Annotated in this window: 11 protein-coding genes and 1 pseudogene; 6 read left to right on the top strand and 6 right to left on the bottom strand. The window is 39.1% G+C overall.

Features of this window, described 5'->3' with window-relative positions:
- The 3 genes and pseudogenes from CJU60_RS02915 to tagD all read right to left on the bottom strand — a co-directional run.
- Window positions 1-1,099 (bottom strand): glycosyltransferase family 2 protein (locus CJU60_RS02915; protein ID WP_141243754.1); only part of this gene is annotated, 1,099 nt, incomplete at its 3' end.
- A gap of 141 nt (window positions 1,100-1,240) precedes the next feature.
- Window positions 1,241-2,413, bottom strand: a pseudogene (tagF, locus tag CJU60_RS02910) (teichoic acid poly(glycerol phosphate) polymerase); the annotation flags it as partial.
- A 184-nt stretch (window positions 2,414-2,597) separates the two neighbouring features.
- On the bottom strand, window positions 2,598-2,987 hold the full coding sequence (gene tagD, locus CJU60_RS02905) for a glycerol-3-phosphate cytidylyltransferase (RefSeq protein WP_095712887.1): 390 nt from the start codon (window positions 2,985-2,987) through the stop codon (window positions 2,598-2,600).
- 408 nt (window positions 2,988-3,395) lie between these two features.
- Here tagD and CJU60_RS02900 point away from each other — a divergent pair, with 408 nt between their 5' ends.
- The 3 genes from CJU60_RS02900 to CJU60_RS02890 all read left to right on the top strand — a co-directional run bounded on the left by CJU60_RS02900 (window position 3,396) and on the right by CJU60_RS02890 (window position 6,793).
- Window positions 3,396-4,166 carry a WecB/TagA/CpsF family glycosyltransferase gene (locus CJU60_RS02900; RefSeq protein ID WP_095712886.1) on the top strand — a complete coding sequence of 257 codons (771 nt, stop codon included), beginning with the start codon at window positions 3,396-3,398 and terminating at the stop codon, window positions 4,164-4,166.
- A gap of 32 nt (window positions 4,167-4,198) precedes the next feature.
- Entirely contained in the window at window positions 4,199-5,341 is a 1,143-nt protein-coding gene (locus CJU60_RS02895; protein WP_095712885.1) for a CDP-glycerol glycerophosphotransferase family protein, read from the top strand.
- 129 nt (window positions 5,342-5,470) lie between these two features.
- A complete protein-coding gene (locus CJU60_RS02890; RefSeq protein ID WP_095712884.1) occupies window positions 5,471-6,793 on the top strand; it encodes a phage baseplate protein in 1,323 nt (440 codons plus the stop codon).
- A gap of 105 nt (window positions 6,794-6,898) precedes the next feature.
- Here CJU60_RS02890 and CJU60_RS02885 read toward each other — a convergent pair whose 3' ends face one another.
- Window positions 6,899-9,541, bottom strand: a complete 2,643-nt coding sequence (locus tag CJU60_RS02885; RefSeq protein WP_095712883.1) for a glucosaminidase domain-containing protein — start codon at window positions 9,539-9,541, stop codon at window positions 6,899-6,901.
- A gap of 131 nt (window positions 9,542-9,672) precedes the next feature.
- Complete coding sequence (manA, locus tag CJU60_RS02880) at window positions 9,673-10,623, bottom strand: mannose-6-phosphate isomerase, class I (protein WP_095712882.1); 951 nt, start codon at window positions 10,621-10,623, stop codon at window positions 9,673-9,675.
- 263 nt (window positions 10,624-10,886) lie between these two features.
- Between manA and gerBA the strand changes: the two genes are divergently transcribed.
- From gerBA to CJU60_RS02865, 3 genes are read left to right on the top strand one after another with little or no spacing between them, the layout of a single operon-like run.
- Complete coding sequence (gene gerBA / locus CJU60_RS02875; RefSeq protein ID WP_095712881.1) at window positions 10,887-12,338, top strand: spore germination protein GerBA; 1,452 nt, start codon at window positions 10,887-10,889, stop codon at window positions 12,336-12,338.
- A 5-nt stretch (window positions 12,339-12,343) separates the two neighbouring features.
- The gene (gene gerBB, locus CJU60_RS02870; protein ID WP_095712880.1) at window positions 12,344-13,450 is read left to right on the top strand and encodes a spore germination protein GerBB; all 1,107 of its coding nucleotides are present in this window, start codon (window positions 12,344-12,346) and stop codon (window positions 13,448-13,450) included.
- Window positions 13,447-14,571: a spore germination protein GerBC gene (locus CJU60_RS02865; RefSeq protein ID WP_095712879.1), complete on the top strand. Its 1,125-nt coding sequence runs from the start codon at window positions 13,447-13,449 to the stop codon at window positions 14,569-14,571. Before gerBB ends, CJU60_RS02865 begins: the two co-directional genes overlap by 4 nt.
- 46 nt (window positions 14,572-14,617) lie before the next feature.
- Here the strand turns inward: CJU60_RS02865 and CJU60_RS02860 are convergent, their stop codons facing one another.
- Complete coding sequence (locus CJU60_RS02860; protein WP_095712878.1) at window positions 14,618-15,991, bottom strand: sugar porter family MFS transporter; 1,374 nt, start codon at window positions 15,989-15,991, stop codon at window positions 14,618-14,620.
- Window positions 15,992-16,051: the final 60 nt, after the last annotated feature.

Here is a 16,051-nt window from a genome sequence, read left to right as displayed (position 1 = left end):
GCATTTTAATAAAGAATTTTCTATAACAATAAATTTTAAATTTCTTTAAGCTTTTTAAACCTTGTCTTAAACTTCTAATTTCTAAGTGAGTTTTAATGCTCTTTTTGTATTTTTTTATATTTTCATTGCGTAGTTGCTTCATCTCTAATCTAATATGCAATGGCTGATTTGATAAAGCTCTCCGGCTAAGCCGTTTGGCAGCAATAGCAATATTTTTGAAAAATTGATCTACTTTTTCAATATCTTTAAAAAGCAATACAATATTTTTTCTGTAAAAATTCAGAAACAATAAATCTAAATAGCGGATAACTTTTTCATTGTTTCTATATATTTCATGCAAATATTCATAAATTGTTATAAAATCTTTTGTTTTTATCTCATTAGATAATTGCATAACACTAGGATTGGTTATCGGGTCATTTCTTCTTCGTTTATAATATATCGGTTGCTTAATCACTGATATTTTCTCTATTTTAGAAATTAGTTTTACCAACAATGATATGTCCGTAAAACAATTTGTGCCTTCATAAAACGAACATGACTCTGTGTCATTAAAAACATCCCGGCGAATAAGCATATTCAGCACGCTACGATTTTTAAAAACCATGAAAAGTTTTTTTATCACCAATACCTTAGATTTGTTTCTCAAAGTAATATTCATCAAATCAAGCGGCTTATTAAGACGTTTAGTTGTACCGACTATCAGTTGATTATCTTTAATGTACTTTGTAAGAAGTTCAATCGCATTCTTTGTAATAACATCGTCACTGTCTAAAAAGTATAGAAATCTTCCTGTACTAACATTCAATCCGATATTACGTGCGGAGGCTACCCCTTTATGTTTTTCAGATTCAACATAAACTATACGGCTATCTTCAGGGAGAATCTGTTCTAAAAAGGCAGTATCTTCCTCGGCGGAGCCATCATTTACAATGATAATCTCTAAATTTTCATAAGTCTGTTCCAGTACTGAATGCAAACATTCTTCTATATAATCTTTTGTATTATAAAAAGGAATGATGATTGATACCTTCCCTATATCCTCAATAGGCTCCAAAATATCCTGTTCAATTACATCTTCTTCATAAGCATCGATCATGATAAAAGTCACACCTTCTAAATAATTTCCAGCATCCTGTTTCGAATCGTTAATTTCTCGCTGGATTCGAAAGTTTTATTAATAGAAATACTAAGGTCGGCTCTTGTTCGTTAAAAAAATCAATCTGTTATAAACAGATCCTTAATTAAAAATCTTTTCAACAACTTTTTTAGCTGAGTCTCCATTTTCAAGATAGCAAAACTTTTCATAAAATGATTCTAATACACTGTTATTTTTTTGTTCCTTACTCAATGATTTTATTTGGTTAATGACGTCTTGAGTTGTTTTTAATAAGGGCCCTGGAGCCTCTTTTTCAAAATCAAAATAAAAACCGCGAAGATTATCTCTATACTCTTCCAAATCAGGAACAAAAAATAACATTGGTCTTTTTAAATTTGCATAATCGAAAAATACGGAAGAATAGTCAGTTATAAGCAAATCAGATATTAAATAGAGATCTCTTATATCTTCATATAATGAAAAATCAAAAACAAAGCCTTTATATTTTCCTAAATCAAAGTTCTCTGCGACAAGATAATGCATTCTCAATATAATAACATACTCTTCACCAAGTGCTTCTTGCAGCATACTTAAATCAAGATCCAGATCAAATTTATAACGCCCTTTTCTATAGAATTTATTATCTCTCCAAGTAGGCGCATATAATATAACCTTTTTTGACAGAGGAATGTTAAGTTTACTCTTTACGTCCTTAATGACAGTAATGTTATTTTCTTGATAAAGAATATCATTTCTTGGATAACCTGTCTCTATTAATTTTTTGTTAAAGCGAAAAGCCCGCACAAAAATCTCAGAAGAATACTGATTCGGTGAAATCAAGTAATCCCAGTTAGAAGCTTCTCTAACAAAATTCTTTTTATAACTTTCAGTATTTGTACCTGGCATTAGCACCTCATCCATATCCAATGCTAAGCGCTTAAGAGGTGTTCCATGCCAAGTTTGAATATAAGTAGTATGAGCGGGTTTCGGAATCCAAAGGGGTAAACGGCTGTTAATGACCCAATATTCAGCTCTTGCCATTGCAAACAGCCATTTTATAGATAATCTATTAATATAGAGAATTCCCCTATCATCAAATTGTTTTTTGTAGGCCTTATTTACACTCCAAATGAGATTGTAATTCGGATAATGTTCACTCATATATTCGTATATAGCTCTAGGGTTACAACTAAACTGTTTTCCATGAAAGCTTTCAAAAATAACTGTACCCTTTTTCACCGGAAGTCTACTTATCATAAGAAAAAGGATTTTGTAGATTCTTCGCACAGCCCTATTTCTTATACTTTTTAATTTTGTGTTTATCATCATAAAACAACCACATTTCTGTCGATTATAGTGATATTAGAACATTGAAGAATTTCCACAATAAAAATCTTCCTTTCATGTATTCATTGTATTAATGAAACAAAATAACATTAAAAAGTACTTCTTATTCACATAAGAAGTACTAAAATAGAATTTTTCAGTAACAATTAAATTAAATTCCTGCGAGCTCTTTCTTGATTTGGGTTGTAGAGATCCCTTCTGTTCTAGGAAGGTATATAACTTCACAGTGTTCTTTCAAAAAGTCAAACTTTCCTTCCCAGTCATCTCCCATAACGAATACATCTATATTATGATCAACTACATCACGCACTTTTTGATCCCAACTGTTTTCAGGAATAACTTCGTCAACATAACGAATTGTTTCTAAAATCAGTTTCCTGTGTTCATAGCTATGATAAGATTTTTTTTGTTTTTGAAGATTAAATTCATCTGTAGAAATTGCGACGACTAAATAATCTCCAAGCTGTTTCGCACGCTCTAGTAATTTAATATGTCCCCAATGCAACAAATCAAAAGTCCCATAAGTGATGACTTTCTTCATAAAAACAAAATCTCCCTTCTAAAAAACATATATTATAGTAACTAAACTGGATAACAAGTTGCATTATCCTTGACCTTTAAATTTGACATCTATAAACGTTGCTCATGGAACCTAATTATAGCACATAGCCTATAAAAGGTTAAGTGAATGTAAACAATATCTAAAATCCAATTTTTCCATTGAATTATTGCTTAAAACAGCTATTTATAAAGATTTTAACATTAGTTGAGACATATCCTAGCTTAAAAAAACCTAAAAATTGTTGTCTGTTTTAAATTTTTGTAAAACCAATGTTACATATAGGTTAATAATTTGTGATAAAATAAACCATGAATAAAAAGCATTTTTCACTCAATTGTTAATCATAGATTGCTAATCCGATTAAAAGTTGAAGGGAGGCCCAAATAATTGGAAACTGAATTTGTCCACAATCTTTCCTATGTTAATGGAGAGTTAAAAGAGTTTATGTCTTATTTAAATACTCATCATATCAGCCAGCATCGTGGAGCAGTGATTGCTACTGTAAACCCTGAAATTGGTTATGCAACAACAAAAGATAAAAATTACCACCATATCATTTCATCATCAGATTTTGTATTACCCGATGGAATCGGCGTAGTACTAATGTCACGTTTAACTCGCAATCCTTTACAATCACGAATTGCAGGTTACGATGTATTTATCTCGTTACTAGATCTTGCTAACCAGCATTCAAAAAGAATATATCTATACGGTGCAAAGAAAGAAGTGCTGAATGGAGTCATAACTCGGATTAATAAAGAGTATCCTAATATAGAAATAGCAGGATACAATGACGGTTATTCAGCAGATAAACAGTTTGTGGCTAAACAAATTTACAAGTCTAATTCAGATATGGTATTCGTAGCGTTAGGATACCCTCATCAGGAAAAGTTCATTCATAACTATAGACATTTATTCCCTCAGGCTGTTTCAATAGGACTCGGCGGAAGCTTTGATGTGTTTAGCGGCAATGTCAAACGGGCTCCTTCCTGGATGATTCGTTTGAATTTGGAATGGCTTTATCGTTTAGTGACAAATCCATGGCGCTGGAAAAGAATGCTCAGCATTCCAAAATACGCTTTAGCTGTTTTAAAGGAAGAAAAAACCGGAAAGACTTTTTATCCGAAACCTGAAAAAGATCATACAAAACAGTTATAAACGAAAATATATAAACAAGTGGATTGATAAAAATGAAAATAAGAGCATTATTGGCGAATTGCTATCTGTATTTGTTATCAGCAATCGCCTTTTTTCTGCAATGGGTTAAACCAAGGAATAATGTAACACTTCTTATCTCGTTTGAAGCAAACGCAAAAGCGATCTTGGAGGAATATGAACGAAAACAGTACCCATTCACTTTAAACATTTTATATACACAGCAGGCATCCTCTATAGCTGAGCGATTTTCTCAGATCCAAGCATATTCTTTAAAAGAAAAAAGTCCTATTCATCTTTTTAGAGCCGTTTATCTTATGTTTAGCAGTAAAGTCGTTCTTACAGATAATTACTTCTTGTTAACAAACGTGCTAAATAAACGGCCTCAAACCAAGTGTATCCAAGTCTGGCACGCAAACGGCTCTTTAAAAAAATTTGGTTTAGAGGATATAACAAACCTGCAACGAACACAAACTGATTTGAAAAGGTTCAAAAAGGTATACAGGTCTTTTGATTATATAACCGTTGGCTCTGAAGAAATGGCAGATATCTTTAAGAAGTCTTTTGGGGTAAAGGAACATCAATTATTAAGAACAGGTGTGCCTTTAACTGATCCATATTACACTCATAGCAAAAAGAAGAATGCTGATTTTCAAAAAAACAAAAAGAAAATCATTCTCTACGCACCGACTTTTAGAGATTATGATATGAACACAATACAATTGCCTTTAACCGAAGAGCAACTCATTCATCAGTTAAACGGAGAATATGTTTTATACGTTAAACTGCATCCCGCAGTTCAAAACAATATAGCCTTTACCTCTTCTAGTCATTATATTAAAAATGTTTCAGATTACTCTTTGTATGATTTGCTTATAACGGCAGACATATTAATCACTGACTACTCTTCCGTTCCATTTGAATATTCTATTCTAAATAAACCGATTCTTTTCTACACATATGATTTTAAGAAATATAATGAAGAACGTGGGTTGATTGATAATTATCTTTCAGTCATACCGGGAAGAGCCTGTTATGACAGTCAGTCATTGCTTAATGAAATCCTCAGAGCTTCCTTTAATATTCCCGCAATTAAAGATTTTTCAGCAAAGTGGAATTTGTATTCTAGAGGAAACTCCAGTAAGAACCTATTACAATTTATAAAAGATCAAATATAATACATTTGTTTAACACTTGTTCAAAAATAGAACAAGTGTTCTTTTTTCTCTTGACTACCGAACGTGTGTTTGCTTTAATATAAATAGTTGCTTCTGGTGGCAGCAAAAATTGATAGAGGTGATGAACATATGGCCCAAAAAGAACTGTTTAATTTCACAAAAATAACTCCAAAATTATTTACTGAACTTCGTGTTGCTGACAAAACGGTCCTTCAATCATTTAATTTCGACGAAAAAAATCATCAAATTTATACGACACAAGTGGCAACCGGGATGGGAGGCGGTAGCCCTCAAAGTTATCGGATAACCCGTCTTTCTTTTGAGGGATTGCAATTGGACAGCATGCTATTGAAACATGGAGGACACGGCACAAATATCGGGATTGAAAACCGAAACGGCACCATTTATATCTGGTCACTATACGATAGACCAAATGAAACAGATAAAAGTGATTTAGTTTGTTTTCCATATAAAGCTGGCGCTACTTTAGACGTAAATTCCAAGGAACTTCAGCGCTTCTCTAATCTCCCTTTAAATCATAGAGTTACACCTTCACTTGATATGAAGAATAGACAGCTGGCACTCAGACAATATGATACAGTCAATAATAAACAATGGGTTACAGTCTTTAACCTGGATGATGCAATTGCAAATAAAAATAACCCTCTATATACGATAAACATTCCTGAAGAGCTTCATTACTTACAAGGGTTCTTTTTAGATGACGGCTATTTATATTGGTATACAGGAGATACTAACAGCAAAACGTATCCCAACCTCATTACTGTGTTCGATACTTCCGGTAAGATTTTGTTACAGAAAGAAATTACTGTTGGCAGTGACCTTTCTTATCGATATGAAAATAATTTCCGTGAGCCTGAAGGGATTTGCATGTACACTAATCCCGAAACTGGAGCAAAATCTCTGATGGTAGGAATCACCAGCGGTAAAGAAGGCAGTAGAATAAGCAGAATTTATGCCTACCACTCTTATGAAAATTTTATGAATCACGTACCTATCATTCGGACTCCTTTATTAAAAACGGTCGGTCATCAAGAGAAATCACCAGAGAGATTCCAACCTTTTATTCAAACATTCATATTAGAATATAATGCCCAAAATAAAAAATGGGTGGTTCCAGCTTCAGGTTATTTACCATCATACACATCAAATTTAGTCCAAAATATTACTATCAATACAGGGGGAAACCTCCAAGTTAATTTAAATGAACGCTATATCAGTTTACTTCATCAAGCAATAGAGGGAGATTTTCGTTTAAAACAGAAGGATATCCGCATGGGGTCTTGGTATTTTGCCGGCGGTGAAAAATCAAATGTTCTTGAGATAGGTTTTATCAAAGGAAACACAAAAATCAGACCTGATGATGCTGCCATTCCAAATGGTTCAAGAATGAGCGTATTTATGTTTGTTGCTGACAAGATTGAAGTATGAAATTAAAAATAGGCTGAAGCAAACAGAGCTTCAGCCTATTTTTTAAAAAGTAAAAAAAATAACAAAGAGAGATTGCATAACGAATCATAAGTTTTTCAGTTGCTATTATTGATACTCCGGAACATCATAATACAGTGTGTATCCATCCAGTAATGAATACAGGCTGTACATGCGGTTTACTTGTTTGTACGCCCAGCCGATATCTGTTGCGTATTGGTGTGCAGCTGTGGCTGACCATCTCATCTTGTATAGCGTGTCTTGATTGTAGGCTGTGTTATGAATGTAGGATGAGCCTATGAACTTGGCGCCGCCGATAATGGCGGCTTCTGGTGTGAACCAGCCTTGCTCGTATGCGTATTTGGCGCCGTAGTAGTTCGGGTTGCTATCGTATGCGCCGATTCCGTACATGTTATAAACGGTTCTTCCGTTATAGGTTAAACCATTGGCCAAATCGGATGTTCCGTTTCCTGTTTCAAGGAGAGCGTGTGAGATTAAATATAGCTCGTTGATGCTGTACTTAGTTGCAGCATCGATAAATGCCTTTGCTTTTCCTGTCAGAATGCCTTTGCCCGTAAGCACTTTCTGATTGACCTCGGCAACGCTGAGGCCGGCTGTCTGTGACAGCTTAAGAAATTGGAAGTAGTATTTGCTGTCCATGGAAAAGTTGTTTGGGTCAACGTATTGTCCTACTTCATCACTGCTAGCGTTTCTCCACCCCATATTGATTTTGGCCCAGCCGTTTGTCTGGCCGATGATTTTCACTTTATCGCCTTTTTTTAATTGGCCGATGACGTTCGTCGGACTGACTGCCGGCGTTGACCGGATGTTGAGTACATCAGCTGTAACCGTAGAGGTTGCTGTATTGATATACGCGAGGGATACGTAAGCTGCACCGTCGGTTTGCGGGCTGACTTTCATTTGTTTTTGAACCATATCACGAAGCGAGAGATTATAATTCGTTTTCATGATTTGCGGACCGTTTTTTATTTTTACAGTGGATGATGTCCATCCATATAATTGTTTCAGCTTCGCTGATGCCGCTGAAGCTGCGCTATTGCCTGTGAATTGCTCGTTAAGGCTAATTTTATAAAGCGTGTTGCTTTTGGTCGTGTAGTTCGCGCTTAACTGCTGAGCTTTAAAATATTTCAGTCCATTGTTCAATGCTGTTTTGCTGCTGAGCTGAGATGTCAGGATTTTGTATTGTGTATATGCTGTTGCGCCTGTTTTCGCGGCTGTGCCAGAGACGTTATTTTTTTTGAAAAAAGCAAGTACACGATCGATGTCCTCTTGGCTGATGATCGCCTCAGTGGTGATTTGATATTTACTTCCTGCTGTCTGACCCGTTTTTTTGCTTGCGGCTGAAATCTGATTCGATTTAAAGAACGTGATGGCTTCATTGACTTTTGCCGCATCCAGCAGAGATTCAGTTGTAATTTTAAACGTGTTGGCAGTTTGTTTTTTTACTGTTTTTGCTGCAGCACTTAGCTTATACTTCTTTAAAACGTTCAAACCTTTTGTAACTTTTGCTTGGTCTGTTGTTTCTTCAGAAATGAGCTGATATTGGTTTTCGGCTTTTTTTCCAGTCGCTTTTTTCGTTGCCTTTACTTTTTTCTGTGTGAAGAAATTTGCAGCTTTGTTGGCCTGCTGCTTACCTAAAATCTGTGCAGTCGTAATTTGATAGGCAGATGATGTTGCCGTTTTTCTCACGGCAGATGACGTGTAATGCCATTTTTTCTTTTTGAAAAATGCGTCGACCTTTTGAAGCTGCTGTTTTGTCAAATTCTTCATGTTTACCGTATATGATGTGCTTTTGCCGACCTTTTGATAATATCCGGACACCCCAGTGTTTTTCTTGATTTGGCTGATGGCATCCTTCACTGTATTCAGCCCTTTGAAATAAGCCGATTGGACATTGTATACGTCTGCTGTAGTTTTTTGATTGATTGACTTGTAGCTTCCCGTAATTCCGGTGCTTTGTTTCAGCTGCTGTAACAAAGTCTTGGCGTTTGCTTCACCTGATATAGAGGCTGTTGTAAACGTGTAATAGGCTTGGCCTTTCGCTGTTTCTTTTAATGATGCCTTCAGACCTGATTCTTTTTGGAATGTGTTTTTGACTTGGGCAGCCTTGCTGTCTCCGATAATAGCACCTGATTGAATGCTTGTTACAGACACTTCATGAGTAACGGGCTGGTACGTGCTTTTTATCCCCGTTTTCTTTGTCAGGCCTTGGATAAGCTCCTTTACCTTCATCTCATCTGCTATTTCCGAGGTAACCACGTTCATGTAAAACTGGGCTGTGCCGGACATCTTCACAGCGCCGGATACCCCTGTTTCCTGCTTAAGCTTGGACAGCAGGGTGTTGGCCTGTTTTTCACTTGGTATTGCGCCGGACGTGATGGTCATATACGGCTGTTTGCTGCCGACTGGACTGGATGTGCCTGTAATGGCTGTCTGTTTTGTCAGTCCGCTCAGCACGGTTTTAGCTTGTGCTTCGCTATGTATGCCTGTAGCGGTAATTTGGTAGGTTGCTGTTGTGCCTGAAGCCTGATAGGAGGCATCCCAGCCTGTGTCTTTTTCCAATTTGGCGGCGGCCTGAGAGGCTTGGGTTTCTGTACTGAATGTTTTTGCCGGCTCCACCTTATAAATCGAGTAGTCCGTATACGCTGCAGCCTGTGCTGAGCCGGTTATGGTAAAAAAGGCAAGGGACGCGGCGGACAGAAGCATCGGTGCAATTAATCTCTTTTTCATTCCTTCTCCTCTTTCTTATTCTATGAGTATATAAAACTAGTTTATTTATCGGCACACGTATGCTCTATTTATAGGTCAATCCATTCCATTTTTGAAAAATAAAAAAACTTAATCTCAAAGTGAGATTAAGTTTACATGTGTGACACAATCAGTGTGCATGTGCCTTTAATTGTGAAGTCGGACATATTGTAAGGCAAAATAAAATGATTGCCCTTTTGAAGCGGGCATGTTTCTTTTCCATAGGTAAGCGAACCGCTTCCTTCTATTACACTGCATATCAAGAAGCTCTCATCCTGCGAAAGCTCAGCCTCCCCATTAATGTCCCATTTATAGACGGAAAAGTATTCCCCTTGGACAAACGTTTTAATTGTTATTCCTTTTCTTGTTTCGGTTGATTCGTCTATATATCCGTCCACATGGGGAACGGTCGCCGCGTTTATGGCTTTTGCAAAATGAAGCTCCCTTGGCTCTCCGCTTGTTTCGAGACGGTCATAGTCGTAGACCCGATATGTGGCATCTGAATTTTGCTGGGTCTCTAACACAAGTGTCCCTTTACATAAAGCGTGTATCGTACCGCTCGGCACATAATAGAAATCACCTGGCTTAATCTTGATTCTTCGCAGCAGCCCTTCCCAGTCGCCGCTGTTAATCATTGTGACAAGCTCAGTTTTTGAGCGGGCCGTATGTCCGTAAATAATTTCTGCGTTTTCTTTGCAGTCAATAATATACCAGCACTCCGTCTTGCCGAGTTCTCCCTGTTCGTTCTCTCCAGCGTAATAATCATCGGGATGGACTTTAATTGACATATCTTCTTTTACGTCCAGCAGCTTCGTCAGTAACGGGAACCGGTCTCCCTCCACGCCTCCGAACAATTCCCGGTGCTCATCCCAAAGCTCGGTCAATGTCTTTCCTTTATACGGGCCATTCGCAACAGTGCTCGGTCCTTTTGGATGAGCGGAAATGGCCCAGCACTCCCCTGTTGTTTCTGATGGAATGTCATACCCGAAGGCATCGCGTAAAGCGGTGCCGCCCCAGATCTTTTCTTTAAACACTGGCTTGAAAAAAATCGGTGATTGCGTCATGATCCGTACCCCTCCCCTTTAAATGGCTGATCATTATTTTCCCGGTGCGTGCCCCTTACAAACGCCCGTATGTCTGTCTGCTTTTCAATGACAACATATGTACACAGCATGATGTATTCATGCCCCCTTGAGAAAACGCTTCCTTTTTATTATATCACTTTGAAAAGAAGGTTTGTTTCAGCCTTTTCCTTATGAAGAATAATTCTCCTTTTTTGATACAAATTAAGAAAAACCGTCAATATGTTTTATAAAGGGGAGAAACTATGCAAATCGACTCTGATCTCCAGCGTAATGTAGAAACATTGAAAAAAAAATTGGGGCAAAACGACGATATCATGTTTTATACGTTTTCTTTCGGAGACAGCAGACAGAAGGCTTGCCTGCTGTATATTGACGGTTTGACAGAAAATAAGCTTCTGGCGCAATACGTCATTTCTCCTTTACAAAAAGAATCGTTAGCTCAAAAAGATGGCTTAATTGAGGATTTATCCGCTTTCTTTTTCGGCTATCATCACAGCGTTGTTTCTACAATAAAAGAAATACAGCAGCTGATTTTTTCCGGACATACCATTTTGCTGGCTGATGGTTACAGTGCGGGGCTGGCATTTGACACAAAAACATTAAAGTCGCGCAACCTTGAAGAGCCTTCCTCTGAAATCGTGGAGCGCGGTCCGAAAATAGGCTTTATTGAAAAACTGCGGACAAACACGGCGCTTTTGCGAGAGCGGACGAGTGACCCAAATCTCGTTATAAAAGAAATGACAATAGGCAAAAGGACGAAAAAAAAGATAGCTGTCGCTTATATTCAGGATATTGCCCCTGATTATGTCGTAAAAGAAGTGTTTAAACGGCTGAAATCCATCACGACAGATGATTTGCCGGAATCAGGCACACTTGAACAGCTCATTGAAGATGAACCCTTTTCAATTTTTCCTACGATTTTAAGCACAGAACGCCCTGATCGTGTAGAAAGCTCATTGTTAGAAGGACGGGTCTCTATATTAGTGGACGGTACACCATTTGCATTGATTGTACCGGCAACGGTGGATGAATTTATTCATTCACCGGATGATTACAGCCAGCGCTGGATTACAATGTCTCTTATTCGTTTGCTTCGTTATTCAAACATCCTGATTACCATTTATTTGCCTGGCTTATATATTTCTCTCGTTTCCTTCCACACCGGTCTTTTGCCGACGAGAATGGCTATTTCGATTGCAGGCAGCAGGCTGAATGTACCCTTTCCGCCTTTTGTTGAAGCATTTATTATGATATTTACGATAGAACTGATCAGGGAAGCCGGTTTAAGACTGCCAAAACCGATCGGACAGACGATTGGGCTTATTGGAGGCGTTGTCATTGGACAGGCAGCCGTACAGGCGCAAATCGTCAGCGCACTGATGGTCATAGTTGTATCAATTACCGCATTGGCATCCTTTACTGTGCCTTCATACGCCTATAACTTTCCGCTGCGGATTATTCGCATTGCGGGTATGATAAGTGCCGCGATGCTTGGCATGTATGGCGTCATCATGGTCTTTCTGTTTGTGATCGGCCACTTGATGCGACTGAAAAGCTTTGGCCAAGATTACATTATTCCCATAATGGCACAGCCCGGACAAGATTTAAAGGACACTGTGATTCGCGTCCCTACCCTATTTTTAAAAAGAAGGCCGACCCGTAAAGACACAAAAGATAAAATCAGACAAAGGTGATGGCTATGATGCAATCAGAGGACAAGCTTACATTTATGCAGACGCTTATTATGGTAAGCAGTACAATGATCGGTGCCGGCGTCTTAACCCTTCCCCGCTCAGCAGCTGAAACCGAGAGTCCTAGCGGCTGGATTATGATCCTGCTGCAGGGCGTTATTTTTATTATTTTTGCACTGCTTTTTTTGCCTTTTCTTCAACGAAACAGCGGAAAAACAATTTTTGAGCTCAACAGTATTGCTGCCGGAAAATTTATCGGTTTCTTTTTGAATGTATTTATTACCCTTTATTTTATCGGTATCGTATGCTTTCAAGCCCGGGTCTTGGGAGAGGTTGTCGCATTCTTTCTATTAAAAAACACGCCGATGGCGGTTGTCGTCATTATATTTCTGGCGGTTGCCATCTATCATGTGGCCGGAGGTGTTTACCCCATTGCGAAGGTATATGCGTATATCTTTCCTATCACTATTATTATTTTTCTGATGCTTCTGATGTTTAGCTTTCGTTTGTTTCAATTAGATTTTATCCGACCTGTTTTTGAAGGCGGTTATCAAAGCTTTTTCTCTTTATTTCCTAAAACCCTTTTATATTTTTCAGGATTTGAAGTCATTTTTTATCTCATTCCCTTTATGAAAGATCCGAAGAAGGTAAAAAAAGCTGTCGCTTTGGGCATTGCAACCTCGACTGTTTTCTACAGCATTACTTTGTTTATTGTCATTGGCTGTATGAGTGTGGCTGAGGCTAAAACAGTGACGTGGCCGACCATTTCACTCATCCATGCATTAGAAATCCCAGGGATTTTTATTGAACGATTTGACCTGTTTTTACAGTTGACTTGGACAGCGCAGCAATTCGCCTGTATGCTCGGTTCCTTTAAAGGCGCGCATATCGGATTAACAGATGTTTTTCATCTGAAGAATAAAAACAATCCGTGGCTGCTTGCTGCATTGCTGGCTGTTACATTTTTCTTCACAATGTTGCCTGACGATCTGAATGCCGTGTTTTATTACGGTTCACTTCTCGGATATGCATTTTTAGGTGTTATTTTCATACCCTTTCTCATTTGGTTTTTGAGCTGGGTACAGAAGAAGCTGGGGAGGGGTCAGCTACAATGAAGACAACGATGAAGCTTGCAGCAATGGTTCTGATGCTGCAGCTACTCTGCGGATGCTGGGATGTCAAAAATATTGAAAAACTGTCTTTCGCCAGGGGACTTGCTATCGATGAAACTGATGACCATCAGTATAAATTAACCTATCAAAACCTTCTTCCCCAAAGTGAAGACAGCCAATCATCAGGAAAACCGGAATTTGTCAATGTGACATCCCACGGGAAAACCATTCTCGAAGCGGTCAGTGATGTTTCCATCAAGGACCCTCCTATCTATAGTGACCATTTAAAAGTGATTCTTTTGGGAGAAAAGCTACTGAAAAATCAAAATATAGATCAAGTGTTCAACCATTTTATTCGGGACGATGAGCTGAGGCGAAGCAGCTATTTGATGGCAGCTAGAGGGAAAGCGGGAGAAATTTTCACGAAAGGAAGTCCAAAGCAGCAGCTGACGATGCCTTCCGAAAAGCTGATTGATCTGACAAATAACAGCGGATATAACGGGAAAATTATGATGCCGCTTCGGATCGGGAGAGCCTCTATCTATTGCCAAAATGGACACAGTTTTCTCATTCAAGCCGTAAAAAACCAAAAGGGAAAAGCAAAGTATGACGGGGCTGGCATTATTAAAAGCGGCAGCAATACACTCGTCGGATTTCTTTCAGCGGATGAAACACAAACACTGACATGGGTCATGGGGACAATCCAAGGCGGCGTCATGCCGGCGGAAGAAAAAGGACGTCCGATTACATTTGAGATTAAGAAGTCCAAATCAAAAATCAAACCTGCCATTCAGAATGGAAAGCCTGTCTTCCATATTTCTGTCAAAACAACAGGCATTCTGACAGAAGATCAAAATCCAAAGGAAAACTCTTTTAGCGAGAGCTATTTGCGCAAACTGGAAAACATTTTTGAGCAAAAGCTGAAGCACGATATCAAGCAGATTATGGATCAGCTGCAGCATACGTATAAAGCAGACCCTATCTTTTTATCTGACTACGTTCGGATTCAATACCCGGATTACTGGGATAAAGTAAAAGGGCATTGGGATGAAACGTTCACTGAGGCAGAGTTCACATACGATATTTCGTTCAAAATCATTAATTTTGGAACAGTTGGAAGGTAAGCAGCAAAAAGGGTGCGCCTATTGGCAGCACCCTTTTGAATATGATTTACGTTCCCGCTGTCTGCTGTTTACCTGCCGATCCACTCTGGCCGTTTTTATCGCGCAAATCCTGCTCGATTTCTTCAAGGCTTTTTCCTTTCGTCTCTGTTACTTTAAACCGGACAAATAGAAATGCCATAATGCCGATCGCAGCATAAATCAGGAATAAATAGCTGATGCCGATCGCTTCCATTAAAATTGGATAGGTTAGAGAAACAATCAAAGTTCCAGCGTGCAGCATCAAGGTAGAGACTCCAGTCCCGATGCCTCTCACATGAAGCGGAAATAGTTCAGGAAGCATCACCCAGACAACCGGGCCCCAGCTGACGGCAAACACAACGATAAACACGCCTAAGCAAATGACTGTCGTCCATGATGCGGCCGGGGTGTTATCGAAAAAGAGATTCACCATAGCCAGGACAATCAAGCTGATCACCATGCCGGCATTCCCGAATAACAGCAGCGGCTTTCTGCCGATTTTATCAATGATTTTAATGGCGAGAAGAGTCATAAGAACATTCACTGTTCCGATTCCGACCGTTCCTAAAATAGAGGCGGAGTTTCCGAACCCGACGTTTGTAAAGGTCTTCGGCGCATAATAAATGATTGTGTTCGTACCGATAAATTGCTGCAGAAACGCCAGTCCCAATCCGGCAATCAGCGCCGGGCGCACCCACGGATCGAACAGCTCCTTCAGACCGCCTTCGTCCTCTTTTTCCGCTTCTTTAATATCATGGATTTCCTGATCAATATCCTTTGTTCCCCGCAATCTTTGAAGAACTTTCTTCGCTTTGCCCTCTTCACCATTTGTAAACAGCCAGCGCGGGCTCTCAGGCATAAACAAAATACCAATGAGCAGGAGCAATGATGGTACGGCAGCCAATCCAAGCATCCAGCGCCACGCTTCCGCATCGGCAAATATGTAATTGACGATATAGGAAAGCAGGATACCGACCGTAATCATCAGCTGGTTGAGGGACGAAAGCGCACCCCGTTTCTCTTTTGGCGCCAGCTCAGACAAATACAGCGGCACGATCGTTGTCGATGTTCCGACTGCCAGTCCCAGAATGATTCTAAAGAGCACCATCACTCCTGTATTTGGCGCAAGCGCAACTCCCAATCCTCCTATACAAAACAGCAGCGCGGCAGCCATAATCGCTTTTCTCCTGCCAAAACGGTCCGTCAGCTTGCCAGCCGCTCCGGAACCGAGTATCGCTCCGATTAATAAAGAGCTGACAACAAGTCCCTCTGTAAAGGCGTTGAGGCCTAAATCCTTTTTCATAAATAAAATGGCTCCCGAAATGACGCCGGTATCATAGCCGTATAAAGCGCCACCAAGAGCGCCGAAAAAATAAAGCCATATATTTGACTGCTTCTTCATAGAAATGACTCCCTTTCTCCAATCAGTGATCCAATGGCACTGTCCACGGAGTTTTTTAGA

It is taken from the genome of Bacillus sp. 7705b, from assembly GCF_002289525.1.
In the GTDB taxonomy this organism is placed as follows: domain Bacteria; phylum Bacillota; class Bacilli; order Bacillales; family Bacillaceae; genus Bacillus; species Bacillus halotolerans.
Note: the sequence above shows the minus strand (reverse complement) of the source record. Positions and strands in the feature narration are given on the sequence as shown.